General features: G+C 64.1%; 9 protein-coding genes. 3 read left to right on the top strand and 6 right to left on the bottom strand.

The features are described 5' to 3' along the window. Positions 1-71 precede the first annotated feature (71 nt). The 6 genes from bcsC to bcsR all read right to left on the bottom strand — a co-directional run bounded on the left by bcsC (position 72) and on the right by bcsR (position 10,525). Entirely contained in the window at positions 72-3,545 is a 3,474-nt protein-coding gene (bcsC, locus tag AWX27_RS18185) for a cellulose synthase complex outer membrane protein BcsC (RefSeq protein ID WP_060424239.1), read from the bottom strand. Further along, a complete protein-coding gene (gene bcsZ / locus AWX27_RS18190; RefSeq protein ID WP_080432962.1) occupies positions 3,527-4,639 on the bottom strand; it encodes a cellulose synthase complex periplasmic endoglucanase BcsZ in 1,113 nt (370 codons plus the stop codon). Before bcsZ ends, bcsC begins: the two co-directional genes overlap by 19 nt. A 5-nt stretch (positions 4,640-4,644) precedes the next feature. After that, positions 4,645-6,927: a cellulose biosynthesis cyclic di-GMP-binding regulatory protein BcsB gene (gene bcsB / locus AWX27_RS18195; RefSeq protein WP_060424241.1), complete on the bottom strand. Its 2,283-nt coding sequence runs from the start codon at positions 6,925-6,927 to the stop codon at positions 4,645-4,647. Positions 6,928-6,989: 62 nt separating this feature from the next. Next, positions 6,990-9,593 carry a UDP-forming cellulose synthase catalytic subunit gene (gene bcsA / locus AWX27_RS18200; RefSeq protein ID WP_060424243.1) on the bottom strand — a complete coding sequence of 868 codons (2,604 nt, stop codon included), beginning with the start codon at positions 9,591-9,593 and terminating at the stop codon, positions 6,990-6,992. Then, the gene (bcsQ, locus tag AWX27_RS18205; protein WP_060424245.1) at positions 9,590-10,330 is read right to left on the bottom strand and encodes a cellulose biosynthesis protein BcsQ; all 741 of its coding nucleotides are present in this window, start codon (positions 10,328-10,330) and stop codon (positions 9,590-9,592) included. The genes bcsA and bcsQ overlap by 4 nt, the downstream gene beginning before the upstream one ends. A gap of 3 nt (positions 10,331-10,333) precedes the next feature. Further along, positions 10,334-10,525, bottom strand: coding sequence for a cellulose biosynthesis protein BcsR (gene bcsR / locus AWX27_RS18210; RefSeq protein ID WP_033649881.1), 192 nt, complete (start codon positions 10,523-10,525; stop codon positions 10,334-10,336). 189 nt (positions 10,526-10,714) lie between these two features. Between bcsR and bcsE the strand changes: the two genes are divergently transcribed. From bcsE to bcsG, 3 genes are read left to right on the top strand one after another with little or no spacing between them, the layout of a single operon-like run. Then, positions 10,715-12,283, top strand: coding sequence for a cellulose biosynthesis protein BcsE (bcsE, locus tag AWX27_RS18215; protein ID WP_060424247.1), 1,569 nt, complete (start codon positions 10,715-10,717; stop codon positions 12,281-12,283). Beyond that, entirely contained in the window at positions 12,270-12,473 is a 204-nt protein-coding gene (gene bcsF, locus AWX27_RS18220) for a cellulose biosynthesis protein BcsF (RefSeq protein WP_004934139.1), read from the top strand. Before bcsE ends, bcsF begins: the two co-directional genes overlap by 14 nt. After that, positions 12,470-14,125, top strand: coding sequence for a cellulose biosynthesis protein BcsG (bcsG, locus tag AWX27_RS18225; RefSeq protein WP_060424249.1), 1,656 nt, complete (start codon positions 12,470-12,472; stop codon positions 14,123-14,125). Before bcsF ends, bcsG begins: the two co-directional genes overlap by 4 nt. The last annotated feature ends 61 nt before the right edge of the window (positions 14,126-14,186 follow it).

Here is a 14,186-nt window from a genome sequence, read left to right on the forward strand (position 1 = left end):
AACAAACGCGACCCGGACACAGGGTAACAAAACTCCCCGGTGTCCGACACTCCGAATCTTTCCCCTCCCGGTTACTTGAAGTCGGCGTAAGGCGTCAGCGGTTGCGGCGGCAAATCGAGATCTCCCTGCCAGCCGGCCAGGGAATAACGCAGATAAATCAACGCGTGGCTCGGCGTATAGTCCTTCGCCTGCTGAATGTCGATGCCGGCGCCGAGCGTCCAGTGCGAACTGAGGCGGCGTTCGACGATCGCCCGCAGCGTATAACCGACGCCGCTCGAGGCGCTGCCGTCCTCGACGGCGAACTTATCGGGCAGTGAATCCGGGATCAGCCCCTGCAGCGGATAGCGGCGCTGGCTGTCGGTTTTCGAATGGGACAGCGAAACCGAACCGCCCAGCTCCCACGACCAGTTCTCGGTGCGCTGGCGATAGTTGACCGGCAGCGACAACGACAGATATTGCTGCGGGCTGTAATAGCCGCCCTGCCCCAGCGAGTAGCCGCTCAAATCCTTCTGGTAGTGCCACAGCATGGTATTGAGCCCGACGCTCAGACGGCGATTGTCTTCGTTGATCAGCTTGTAGTAGTAGCCGGCCATCAACCGCTGCCGCTGGTTGTCCGCCACGTTCTTGCCGGTAATCTGGTGCGCGCTGAGATCGGCCCACACGCCGTTCGCCTCGCCGCGATCGTAGCTCGCGCTCAGGCTGACGCCGGTGGCGCGCACGCCGCCCCAGGTGGTGCCGGTGTTCGGATCTTTGGCACCGCCGAACGCCAGCAGCGAGCTGGAGATCGGCCGCCGCGAGGCCGCCAGCGTCCAACCGATGTGGTTCCAGTCGCCGCTGTAGGCCAGGCCGCCGGTCCAGTCGACCACCTCAAAGCCCATCGGCGTCGTGCCGATGTCGGCGGCCCAGCGGTCGTTTTTCCAGCCGGCCGCCACGCTGGTGCCGGTGGTTTTCTGGTGTTCATCGCCACGGCACCCTTGCGTATTGCAGGTGCCGAAGGTCTCGTAGTACTTGCCGCTGCCGTCGGTCGAGAAGCGGCCGGCGTCCAGCTGCACGGTGTCGGTGCGCAAGAAGGCGCGCCCGTCATAGAGCGGCATGTCCACCTGCAGCATGGTGTCGTGCGCGTTGAAGTCGGAAATGCCGCCGGTGCCGCTCGAGCGCCAGTAATCGTGATCGAGCGTGACGTTCACGTCTTGCTGCCGATACAGATCCGCGGCGTCGGAGCGGATGCCGCGTTTCAACCAGTCGTCGCTCGGGTTATTGCGCGTCAAATAGGTGTAGCTGTCATTGTCCTGCGGCAGCGTCGGCGTGATGCCGCCGGCTACCATCGCCTGGCGGTAATCCTGCTGTGCTCGCTCAGGCTGTTGCTGAGCCCTTTCCAGCCGGGCGGCGTCGCGGTAGATCAGCGCCTTGGTCTGCCCCACGGGCTCCGAAGCCGCCGCCGTTTTCAGTCGGTCGAAGATAGCTTCGGCCTGCTGCGGATCGCCGATCGCACTCCAGGCATTGGCGACCCGCCGTTGGCTATTGAGCGAAGCGTCTTGCGGCTGCGGTTCGGTTTTCAGCCGCTGGCGCGCCGCGTCCAGATCCCCTTGCGCGACATAGGCTTCGATCTCGCCCAGTTGCGCATCCGGGTTGTTCGGTTCGCGCCGTTTCACCCGCTGATAATCCTCCAGCGCCGCCGCATACTCCCCGCGCGCCAGCGCCCAGTCGGCCAGCAGTAAATCGATGCGGGTGTCCGCCGGCTGCCGGCGCAGATAGGCTTCCGCCGCCGGTTCGTCGCCGGCCGCCCGCAGCCGTTCGGCCTGCGCGATCACCGCCTGCATTTTCAGCCGCTGCGCCAGTTCGCGCATGTTGTCGTTCCACTGCGCCACAGGCAGCGTATTGAGCTGCGCCAGCGCCTGGTCGTCGCGATCGCTGCCGGAAAGGTAGAGCGCATAGGCATAGGCCAACTGCGGATTGACGCGCTGACGCTGCGCCAGCTGCCGGAACAGAGCGTCCGCCTGCTGCGGCTGCCCGGCCTGACGCAGCGCCTGCGCGTAGCGATAGGTCAGCCAAACATCGTCGGGATCCATCGGCTGAGCGCGGCGATAGATTTCCGCCGCCTGCTGCCACTGCTGCTGCGCCGCCAGCGCCTCCGCCTGCTGTTTCAACATATCGAGCCGCAGCCCGTCGAGGGTGCTACGCAGCTTGGCCTGTTGGCTGCGCGGCAGGCCGTTGAGGTAGGCCAGCGCTTTTTCCGGCGACTGCCGTTGATAGAGATTCACCAGGCCGCGCAGCGCGCTGCCGTTGCCGGGGTCGCGCCGCAGCGCCTGCTGATAAAATCCTTCCGCCGCGGCGTCATCCTTGCTCGCCACCGCCACATCGCCCAGGCCGATAAACACATCGCCGTCGCTGTCGTCGAGCTGGCGCGCCTGCTGGTATTTCTGCCTGGCCAGCGCGAGATTGCCGGCCTTCAGCGCCTTGTCGCCTTCGTCGATCGCCAGCCAGTAGCCGGTGCTCTTGATCAGGCTTTGCCACTTGCCGCTGTCGTAGCCGTTCTTGTCGGCGGCCAGCGCCTGGCGGAACAGTTTCAGCGCCTGCGGGCGGTTGCCGGCGCGCGAATAGGCCTGGCCGAGCGCGCCCAGCACCTCGGCGTCGTTCGGCGCCGCCGCCAACGCCTTTTGCAACGCCGGAATGGCCGCCCGGCTGCCGCCTTTATCCACCTGTGCCAGGCCGCGTACCCGTGCCTGATACGCCGGATCGGCCAACAGTTTCTGCTGTCTGGCCAGCTCTTCGCGGGCGCTGGTCGCCTGATCGCCGGTGTCGAACACGCCGAGGAAGCGGTTGAGCGCCGCCACGCTTTGCGCGCTGACCGGCATCGCTTTGACCTTGTCCAGCCACAGATCGGCGGCATCGCCGCGCCCGGCCGGATCGGCGGCGATCTTCTGCAGCAGCTCATAGGCCTGCGCGTCCTGGTTCTGACTGAACAGCATGCGCGCCAGCGACATACGCAGCGCCACGTTGCCGGAATATTGCTGATCCAGCGCCTGCAGCTGCTTCAACGCCTTCGCCTCCTGCCCCGGCAAACGCGCCACCAGTCGCCAATATTCCACCGCCAGATCGAGCGTCGGCGGCTCGCCGTGGAACAGCGCATCGTACTGCGCCTTGGCCTCCGGCAACCGGCCGGCAGTCGCCATCAGGCGGGCCTGCTGCAGCTTTTGCCGGGTTTCCGGCTGCGTCAGCAGCATGTTCATTTGCGCCTGGCGATAGGCGCTGGACTGCGGCGCGAGGGTTTTCAGCTTGTCCAACTGCTGCTGCGCCAGCGCCATGTTGCCCTGCCGCAGCGCCAAACGCATGCGCGCGGCGATCACGTCCGGGTTGTTCGGATCCATCAGCTCGAGCCGGTACAGCGACTGGCGCACCAGATCGTCCTTGTTGCCGGCCTCGCCAATACGCACCTGCTCCAGCAGCCACTGCTCCGGGGCCACGGCCTCCGCGGCGCGTGCCTGTGGCAACATCGCCAGGCTCAGCGGAATCAAATTCAGCCAGTTTATTTTGAAGTTGTGCATTGGCCGTCCCACGAGGGTTGCAATTCACCCTGACGATTAAAGCGATAACGTTGTTGATCCCACCCCTGACCGAACAGCGTCAGCGAGGCGCTGAAATAGGCGTCGTCACCCGGCGGATGTTCGCTGATGCGTTGCCGCTGTGTCGTCAGCGCCTCGGCCTGCGTCGCCAACATCGGCAGCATCGAGGCAGAAAAGCCGATCGGGCCGGTGCCGGTGGTTTTGCCGCTGGCGGTATCGGTTTTTTCCGGCGGCACGCCCTGTTTGGCGGTGAGCTGCGCCATCGGCTGGAAGCGTTCGAGCAGCGCCGCCTTGTGCTCATCGTCGTCCGCCAGCATGCCGGCCCACAGATAAACCCGAATGGCGTCGTAGCTGCCGACGTTCGGCTTGACGGTATCCGGCTGCCAGCCGGCACCGACCCGCCACACCACCCAGTCCGGTGAGAAGCCGTGCGGCGCGGTGTCCAGCCACAGCCGCTGATTGACCTGGCGCATCGCGCGCCACGGGCCGTTCAGCGCCGCAAAACGCGCCAGCAGCTGCGGCGGCAGGTAGCTGGGGTTCAGCCGCCAGCGATCTTCCGCCACGAACCCGACTTTGCCCGGCAACAGCATCAGGCCCAGGCCGGGAATGTCGGCCACTTCCTCACGGCCGATGCGTTGCAGCAGCAGCGTCCCCAGGGTTTGATAACGCCGGCTTTTCCACAGGCGGCCGGCTTCGAGCAGGTTGTAAGCTATCCACAGATCGGCATCCGACGCTGAGTTGGCGTCCAGCACCTTCCACTGCTTGTCGTCGCTCTCGCCCCACAGCCAGGCGGGCAAACGGGCGCTGAGATCGCCCGCCGCCAGGTTGTTCTCCGTCCAGGCCAGCAGCCGATCGAAGGTCGGCCGGTCGTTGGCCACCAGGGCGAAGAACAGGCCGTAACTCTGTCCCTCTGAGGTGGTGATTTTGTTCGGGCTGCTCGGATCGATCACCCGCCCCTGCGGGCTGATGTAGTACTGCTTGTACTGTTGCCAGCCCGGCCACTCGCAGGCCGCCGCCGCGCTGAACGCGCACAGCAGCAGCATGCCGAGCGACAGGCGTTGCAGCATCGCGCTCACCGCCGTCAATCCCGATCTTCAGGCGCCAGACGACGCCGGCTGAAGGCCTTCAGGCCGCGCCACAGCATCAACCCCAGGATCACCACCAGCACTACCGCGATCACCGCCAGCAGCACCGGATGGGTGGAGAGGGCATACCACAGCCGCTCCCACCACGGCAGGTGGCCGACATAGTAAATATCGCCGACGCGCAGGCTATTGACCCCCGATTCGCGGATCACCGCCACCGAGCCGAACACCGCGGCGCGTTTGCCGCTGTCCAGCAGGGCGTCGTTCAGCAGCTCATAGCCGCGCGGGCTGTCCGCCAGCAGCGCCACGATGCTGCGCTGGTCGTTGAACGGCGACTGCACGCCGATGATCGCCGACATCGCCCCCTCGGAGCTGACGGTGGTCTTGCTATCCGGTTTGGTATCTTCCGCCAGCACTTCCGCGCTGGGCAGCGGCGGCTGCCGCGTCGGCTGTTTCACCCAGCTTTGGGTCGCGTCCACCAGCAGGCTGATTTTCTTGTCGTCGCGCAGCTCCGGCGGGATGGTGCCGACCATCAGGATATCGTCGTCGCGATCCTTGGCCTGCGACCAGTCGTCGCTGAGCGTGAAGGCCAGCGCAGGGTAGCCGGTTTGCGCGCCGATCACCCCCAGCGCGTTCAGCAGCGCGCTGACCTGCGCCGGCTGCGGTTTCTGGTTCACCAACACCAGCGTTTGCGACAGATCCGCCAGACGGCTGAACGGGAAGCCGGCGTTGGCGAAGGCGCGCAGGTCCGGCATCGCCATAAAGTGGCGGTAGCCGGAGAAATCGATGGTGGACGCACCGTCGATCACCGCGTGGTTTTGCGTGAAGGAGTAGGTTTCGCAGCGCCCTTCCGCGCCGCTGGCCAGCAGCGTGGTGTAATCGAAGTCAAAGCGCAGCTGGTTGGTGGCCCCGAGCCGCAGCGCCGGAATGCTGACGTTTTTGTCGGAATCGAGCAGCCCCTGCGTCAACGGCAGGCGCAGCAGCTGTGCGCCCTGTTCGTGTTCCGGCACCAGCGAGTAAGCCTGCACGAACTGGTTGTTCAGACTGACGCTCAGCCGCGAACCGTCCTGAATGCGCGGCGCGGTATAACGGTATTTCAGGTGCATGTCGATGCCGGTGCTGCGGATCAGGAACAGATCCGGCGGCAGGTTCATGGTCAGCGAGATCGGGCCGGGTTCGATGCCGCTGGTTTGCAGCTGCTCGGCGTATTGCTGCAGCTCGGCGAAGGTCATCGGCCGATCGGTGCGCACCCAGTTCGGCGCGTCGTAAGGCTGGCGCGGCGCGAGCTGTTCCACCTTGTCCACCGTCACGTTCTGGCCGCGGAACAGGATGTTGCCCTGCGCGATGCCCTTCACCGCGGTGATCAAATCGTTGTCGTCGCGCCCCTGAATCAGCAGCAGTTTAACGTACGGGTTATCGGGGTGGCTGATCATCTCCACCGTCGGGCCGTTGACCGCCGGATAATCGCGCAGGAAATCCGGGCGCTGCTGGTTAGTGGCGAACACCACCGCGTGCTGCGTCGGCAGCGCGTTGTACAGCGCCGGGAAGGATTGCCCGCGCCACTGCGCCTTGCTGCCGAACCAGGACGCCAGAATGCCCGCCGCGCGCTGCTGGGCGAGATCAGGCTGGCCGGCGAACACCATCGGCAGCGTCAGCGGCCGATTATCGCGACTGTCGAAGAACGGCTCAGGGAAGTGCGACAGCTCGTTTTTCACCGGCAGCGTCTGGAAACGCAGCTTCAACGCGCTCGATTTACTGACGTCAAGCCACAGCGAGGTGCTGGCCGGGTTTTCGCAGATGTTCTGATAATGGCCGACGAACACCAGCCGGACGCGGTTAAAATCGGTGATATAGCGCGGATCGATCGCCATCTGGATGCGATTGGGCTTACCCAGCTGCTCCTTGGCGATCGTGGTCACCCCCATCAGCTCGTCGTTCAGGTAAACCTTGACGTGCGACTCCACCGGGATCAGCGCCGGCGACGGCGTAAACTCCATATCGAGCATCGCCTGCGAGACCACCTCATCGCTGCGCACGCCGAATTCGATCTGCCCGTCCGGCCGGGTGCCGCGCAGAACAAAAGTGCCCGGCGGCGGCGCTATCTGCGCAAACGGCAGCGACACGTCGCGCACCGGCGCATTCGGATCCTGCGGCGCGGCGGCCGGCGGTGGCGCGATCGCCGCATCGGCCGCCACGGTCGGCGCGGTGGCGGTTTCGGCCTGCGACAGGGTGCTGATGCCTAAGGCCAGAGCAGTTAACCAGGTTATTTTTCTCGTCATCGTATCATCATCAATGTTGGAGCCTGTTCACCGGGCGAGTGAGCGGGCGGTTGAACTCGCAGCTAACCCACTGTTTCTTGTTGACCCAAGGTCGGATCCCTGCCGACGCCGCGCGGAATAAACGACACTACCCAGGCGGTCAGCGAAGTGACCCCGACCAGCAGACCGCGCACCAGCGGCGGCGCGTAGTCCGCCATGCGCACATACCCCCGGAAGCCCAGCGCCAGCACATCGCGCAGGCTTTCGATCGGCCGGTCTTCAGGGAACCCGTCCTGCCACAGCGCCCAGGTATCGGCGCGGGCGAAGGTGCACTGAATGAAATCGATGTGTTCACGGGTGGAGAGGTCGACCAGGCGCACCCCCACCTTGTTGCCGAAGGCGCGCGTTACCACGCAGGGGAAGCTGTACTCCTGCTGGCCGCGCTTGAGCAGCAGCGAGGCTTTGTCGCCGTCTTTCAACGCGTTTTCCACCCGCATCTCGATGCCCACGCCGCCGTCGGAGTAATCGCGCAGCGTGCAGGGATACAGATGGCCGTCGGCACGCGCGATCGCCGCCGGCATGGCGATTTCCACGCGGTGCGCCTGACGCACTTGCTTGGCCTCCACCGCCACCGCCACCGCGCCGCCGAGAATCGTCATGTTGTACAGCACCCATACCAGGCTGATGATCACCGTCATCACCTCGTCCGTCGGGCCATAGGCCAACCGCCAAACGCCGAACGCCAGCCCGGCCAGGTTCAGGATCACCAGGAACATGTACGGCCGGGTGATCACCCAGTCGACGTGCTCCTCCTCCACCAGCCCGCCCTTGGCGGTGACGTTGAATTTGCCCTTGTGCGGATTGAACAGCGCCACCGTCGTCGGCCGCGCGATATACCAGGCCAGCACCGTTTCATAGATTTCGCTCCAGAACGAATGGCGGTATTTCCCCTGGATACGTGAGTTGGTCAGGCTGGCGTGGATCATGTGCGGCAGCACATAAAGCGCGATCGCCAGCGCCGGTGCGAAGATGATGTAGGCATGCAGCAGCAAAAACGCCAGCGGCGCGGTGAGGAAGATCAGCCGCGGAATGCCCGACAGGAAGTGCAGCATGGCGTTGGCGTAGCACAGGCGCTGCGCCAGTTTCAGCCCCTTGCCCAGCAGCGGGTTGTCCAGCCGGAAGATCTGCACCATGCCGCGCGCCCAGCGAATGCGCTGGCCGATGTGCGCCGACAGGCTCTCGGTCGCCAGCCCGGCGGCCTGCGGAATGCGGATGTAGGCCGAGGTGTGCCCGCGCCGGTGCAAGCGCAGCGAGGTGTGGGCATCTTCGGTGACGGTTTCCACCGCGATACCGCCGATCTCGTCCAGCGCGCTGCGGCGCAGGATGGCGCAAGAGCCGCAGAAGAAGGTGGCGTCCCACATGTCGTTGCCGTCCTGCACCAGCCCGTAGAACAAGGTGCCCTCATTGGGCGTCTGGCGGAAGCGGCCGAGGTTACGCTCGAACGGATCCGGCGAGAAGAAGTGGTGCGGGGTTTGCAGCATCGCCAGCTTTTTGTCTTTGAAGAACCAGCCCATGGTCAGCTGCAGGAAGGAGCGCGTCGGCACGTGGTCGCAGTCGAAAATCGCCACGAACTCGCCGGTGGCCTGCTTCAGCGCATTGTTGATGTTGCCGGCCTTGGCGTGTTCGTGGGTCGGCCTGGCGATGTATTTCACCCCCACTTCGTCAGCGAACGCCCGGAATTCGGGACGGTTGCCGTCATCGAGGATATAGATGTTCACCTTCTCTTTCGGCCAGTCGATGCCCAGCGCCGCGTAGATGGTGGGCTTCACCACCCCGAGATCTTCGTTGTAAGTCGGCACCATCAGATCGATAGTCGGCCAGGTGGCGCTATCGGCGGGCAACGGCACCGGCTGCCGGTTAAGCGGCCAGACGGTCTGGAAATAGCCCAGCACCAGCACCACCCAGGCGTAGGTTTCCGCCACCAGCAGCAACAGGCCGCACACCAGGCTGAGCGGATCGTCCCAGTTCAGCGTGGCGGTATAGCGCCACCACAGGTAGCGACAGGATACGGTCAGCGACAGCACGATCAGCATCAACCCCGGCAGGCGCCCCGGCACCCGGCGCACCACCATCGCGATCCCCCACAGCAGCAGGACGAACACGAACTGCGCCGGCAGATCGAACGGTTGCGAGATGCACAGCATGGCGAGGATCGCCGCCAGCACGCTGACCAGAATAAACAGCGCGCGCCGCATGCCGCGGCTCATGCGGCCGAGGCGCTCCACCGAGCGCTGCTCCACGCCGGCGTTCTTCAGCCGTTGCGGCAGGCCCTGCAGCCAGTCGGCATAGCGCTGCTGCAGGCGGCGCCAACCGGCGAAATAGTCGCGCTGCACCGGCGCGCGGCCGCTGCGAAACAGCAGCAGCCACAGCCCCTGCAGCAGATAACGCAGCGCATCCGCCGGGCGCGGGCGGTCGGCGGAGAGATGCGGGAACCAATAAGCGCGGCCGGCGCGCACGCGCTGCCAGGCCGGCGATTCGAAGCGCAGCAGCAGCCAGCCCAACGCCACCAGCAGCGTGGCGAAAAAGGCGGTTAGCGCCGACGCGCCGTTGCGCCGATAGCCGCGGTAGCGCGTCTGCACCGCCTGACGCACCGGCGGCACCAGCAGCAGGCTCAGCACCCGGCTCATGGCGCAACGCCCCGCTTGAGGTTGATCAGGCACCAGTTGGCCAGCGTCAGCACTTCATCCGCCGCCAGACTCTCGGGGCGGTACTCGCCCAACGGCTGCTTGACCGCCAGCGCTTCCGCCAACGCTTCGTCGCGATGGATCACCACCGGCAACAGGCCGCTCAGCGTTTGCAGCCACAGCTGATGCAGATCCTGCTGCAGCTGGCTGGCGGAGGAGTAGTGATTGACCAAGAAACGGCAGTCGTTCGGCAGCGTCTGCTGATGGAGCCGTACCTGGCAGTTGGCGTCGGGGTTCAACAGCACGAACACGCTGTCGGCAAGCTGCAGCGCCTGCTGCGCCAGCACGCCGTCCCCGACCGGAACATCCAGCAGGATCCAGCGCAGCGGATCGCCGGCGATCAGCTGGCGCACATTGTCGCGCCAGCGTTCCGGCTGTTGCTGACACTGGCGCTGCACTTCCAGCCGTTCCGCTGCATTCAGGCGGCCAAAGGGCAGAAAGTTGAGGTTTTCACAGTAACGCAGCGCCCCTTCCTGCCAGCGCCCGCCGTCCCGCTCCGCGCGGGCCCAGCCGCGCGCCAGCTCGAACGGCGTGTTGAAATGCAGGCGCAGCAGATTGTCCGGCGTGAAATCGATCGCCAACACCGACTCGCCCAGCTGCTGCAACGCCCAGGCGAGCGCCGCCGTGACCGACGTCGTCCCCATTCCACCCCGCAACCCTTGCAGCGCGATCACCGGCATAGATCAGTGGCTCCCCGTGGTCTGCGCCAATTCGGCCAACAGCGGCCAGCGCGTCATCATTTGCGTTAACCGCTCCTGCCGCGAAATATCGACATAGCTTAATTTCGGCAATGAAAAAGCCTGGCTGAGCGCCTGCAGGTCATCCTGGCTCTCCCCAGGTGCCGCTGCACGAAAATGGGTGGGTGCGTTATTCATTCTTCCGCCTTGGCGAAAATAGGCTATGTTAATTAACTATAGCAACGATACAAAAAGAGAGAGGCAATAAGATGATTCTCAACAAATATTGTTGCAGAGCGTCGGATATTTGTTATTGCCAGAGTAAAAATGGCTATCTTTAAATATAAACGCCTTTAGTCGGCTTTCAACGAAAGTAGAACACATCCTATGGCGCACTCTTTTTCTCTAGGCATTCGGCAGATTTGGGAAGAGCTGTCGGTGATGCAGGCCCCCGGGCTTTATTGGATCAATATCGACAGGCAAAGCGACGCCGCGCTGCTGTGTCGCCAGGTCATCGCCGCCCAGCCGGCCACCCATAAAGTCGCCCTGATCTGCAGCGGCGATAAACCCGATCGCCTGCTGGCCGAGCTGGCTTCGCCTGCTTTGCAGAAGCTGCCGCTGTATCAATTACCGGAGAAAAAAGCCGCGCTGACGCAGCTGAGCGACGATCTGATGCGCGCCCTGCGGCCGCAAAATCGCTTACTTATCCTGCTGGCCCACGCCAGCCTGTGGCAAACCTTCACCACCGAAGAGCTGCGCGAGTGGACCCGTACCCTCGCCGCCTGGCTGCGGCGGCAGGGGTGTACGCTGTTGATCCTCAGCCACGGCGGCGGCATCAATAAGCTCAAGGGGCAGCTCAGCGCGCAGCATCGCATCCTGAACGGCCTGTCCAGCCTGCAATGGCAGCAGGACAGCGCGCAGTATCTGGTTAACTGGTGGAGCACCGAAAACGGCATCAATGCCAATCAGCTGCTGACGCTGTACGCCGCGGAAGGCGGCTGGCAGGGTGAGGATGAAAATAGCCAACCCTCCCCCACCGCCTTGCGCAGCGACGAAGGCCTGTATCTGGCCGAGCGCAGCATCCTGGAAGGCGCGCCGCCGCTGTCCGCCAACTGGCAGCTGCTGGAGAGCAACGACGAACTGGCGCAGCACGGCATGCTGAGACTCTCGGCGACGTTGATTTTCGCGCTGTACCAAAGCGACCAAATCGATCACCTGGCGCACCAAATCCACACCCTGCGCCGCAGCCGCGGCAACGGCTTGAAAATCGCGGTGCGCGAGATGAGCGCCAGCCTGCGCTACAGCGACGAGCGGCTGCTGCTGGCCTGCGGCGCCAACCTGATCGTACCGCACGTCGCGCCGCTGTCGCGTTTTCTGACCATGCTCGAAGGCATTCAGGGGCAGCGCTTCTCGCGCCATGTCCCCGCCGACATCGATGCGCTGCTGGCCGGCTTGCGCCCGCTGCAGCTCAAAGGCTATATGCGGCCGGAACCGTTCAGCCAGGCGGTGCTGTCGCTGATGGGCAACACGCTGCTGCCCGAGGACGGCAAAGGGGTGATGGTGGCATTGCGACCGGCCACCGGCCTGCGCGCCGAACAAGCGATGACCCTGTGCCACCTGCGGCGCTTCGGCGACGTGATGACCGTCGTGCAGGGGCGGCTGGTGCTGTTCCTCTCCACCTGCCGCATCAACGATTTGGATACCGCGCTGAAGTTCATCTTCCGCCTGCCGGTGGATGAAGCCTTCAGTAACCGGGTGGTGTGGCACCAGGACGTCGATATCATTTCGGAAATCAAACGCATGGCCCAGGGGCGCTGGCAGATTTCGGCCACCGGCACCGCCGGCGCCGCGCCGCGCCCCAGCGTGAAAGCGGCCGAGGTGCCCACAGAACGGCGGCAGCCGGTCGCCTTCACGCTGCCGCTCGGCCCGCAGGAGGAACCGCATGCTGAACCTTAACGACATCGTGCAACTGATCCTGCTGTGCGCGCTGATCTTCATTCCGCTGGGCTACGCCTTTCACCGGCGTTTTCCGCATTTGCGTCAATACTGGCAAAACCTGTTGTTATCGCCGCGCTATTTGAAATCCGCCGGTTTGTGGGTGCGCACAGGCTCCTCATCTCAGATTAAACGTAAGAAGCAGCCATGAATCCAAACTCGAAGACGCAATCCGATAACGCTCTGTGGCGCTACTGGCGCGGGCTGGGCGGCTGGAACCTCTACTTTCTGGCCAAATTCGCCCTGCTGTGGTTCGGCTACCTGAATTTCCACGCGCTGCCGAACCTGGTGTTCATGGCATTTCTGCTGATGCCGATCCCCTCACAGCGTCTGCACCGCTGGCGCCATTACCTCGCTATCCCGATTGGCATCGCGCTGTTCTACCAAGACACCTGGCTGCCGGGCATCAACAGCATTCTCAGCCAGGGCTCGCAGCTGGCCGGCTTCAGCGCCCAGTATCTGCTGGAGCTGATCAACCGCTTTATCAACTGGCAGATGGTCGGCGCGGCCTTCGTGCTGCTTATCGCCTATCTGTTCGTCGCGCAGTGGGTGCGCGTCACGGTGTTCACCGTGGCGGCGCTGGTGTGGCTCAATATCGTCAACATCGCCGGGCCGGCGGTCTCACTGCTGCCCGCCACCTCCACGGCCTCGGCCGGGGGCGCCAATACGCCGGCCACGTCGGTGCCAGCGGCGGGGGATGCTGCCCCGGCAGACAGCCTGCCGCCGACCAGCGCCAATCTGACGGCCTACCTGAATCAGTTCTACGAGCGGGAAAAAGGCCGCGTCACCGCGTTCCCGGCCACCTTGCCCGCCGACGCCCAGCCGTTCGATCTGCTGGTGATCAACATCTGTTCGCTGGCCTGGGCCGATATGGAGGCGGTCAACCTGCAGAATCACCCGCTGTGGTCGAAGATGGACATCATGTTCGACAGCTTCAACTCGGCCACCGCCTACAGCGGCCCGGCGGCCATCCGCCTGCTGCGCGCCAGCTGCGGCCAGCTTTCGCATCACGACCTGTATCAACCGGTGAACCAGCAGTGTTACCTGTTCGATAACCTGGCAAAGCTCGGCTTCAAGGAACAGCTGATGCTCGATCACTCCGGGGTATTCGGCAACTTCCTGAAAGAACTGCGTGAACAGGGCGACATGCAGGCACCGCTGATGTCACAGGCCGGCATCGGCAACGAGCTGACCTCGTTCGACGGCGAGCCGATTTATAACGATCTCGAATTGCTGACCCGCTGGCTGGATCAACAGCAAAAAGGCGGTGACGGCCGCACCGCCACCTTCTTCAACATCATTCCGCTGCACGACGGCAACCGCTTCGTCGGCTCCAGCAAGAGCGCCGACTATCAACCGCGCGCGCAGAAACTGTTCGATCAGCTGAACACCTTCCTTGACCAGCTGGAGAAATCCGGCCGCAAAGTGGTGGTGGTGATCGTGCCGGAGCACGGCGCGGCGTTGGTGGGCGACAAGATGCAGATGTCCGGCCTGCGCGATATTCCCAGCCCAAACATCACCCATACGCCGGTCGGCATCAAACTGATTGGGATGAAGGCGCCGCATCAGGGCAGCCCGCTGCAGATCAAAACGCCGAGCAGCTATCTGGCGCTGTCTGAACTGGTGTCGCGCCTGGTGGATGGCAAGGTCTTCAGCGAGTCCAGCGTCGATTGGCAGGCATTGACCCAGGGGCTGCCGCAGACCCCGGTCATCTCCGAAAACGACAACGCCATTGTGATGCAGTATCAGGGCAAGCCCTACATTCGCCTGAACGGCGGTGACTGGGTGCCTTACCCACAATAAGCGCGGCCTCATCCCCCCAAAGCACGCCGCCGGCGTGCTTTTTTATTGGGTTTTTATAATA

The organism is Serratia sp. 2880STDY5682894 (assembly GCF_001537385.1).
Taxonomy (GTDB): Bacteria; Pseudomonadota; Gammaproteobacteria; order Enterobacterales; family Enterobacteriaceae; genus Serratia; species Serratia nevei.

Bases quoted from the DNA above. Each gene is read 5' to 3' on its own strand.
- bcsC (WP_060424239.1), bottom strand. From the start codon at position 3,545: ATGCACAACTTCAAAATAAACTGGCTGAATTTGATTCCGCTGAGCCTG.
- bcsB (WP_060424241.1), bottom strand. From the start codon at position 6,927: ATGACGAGAAAAATAACCTGGTTAACTGCTCTGGCCTTAGGCATCAGC.
- bcsA (WP_060424243.1), bottom strand. From the start codon at position 9,593: ATGAGCCGGGTGCTGAGCCTGCTGCTGGTGCCGCCGGTGCGTCAGGCG.
- bcsQ (WP_060424245.1), bottom strand. From the start codon at position 10,330: ATGCCGGTGATCGCGCTGCAAGGGTTGCGGGGTGGAATGGGGACGACG.
- bcsR (WP_033649881.1), bottom strand. From the start codon at position 10,525: ATGAATAACGCACCCACCCATTTTCGTGCAGCGGCACCTGGGGAGAGC.
- bcsE (WP_060424247.1), top strand. From the start codon at position 10,715: ATGGCGCACTCTTTTTCTCTAGGCATTCGGCAGATTTGGGAAGAGCTG.
- bcsF (WP_004934139.1), top strand. From the start codon at position 12,270: ATGCTGAACCTTAACGACATCGTGCAACTGATCCTGCTGTGCGCGCTG.
- bcsG (WP_060424249.1), top strand. From the start codon at position 12,470: ATGAATCCAAACTCGAAGACGCAATCCGATAACGCTCTGTGGCGCTAC.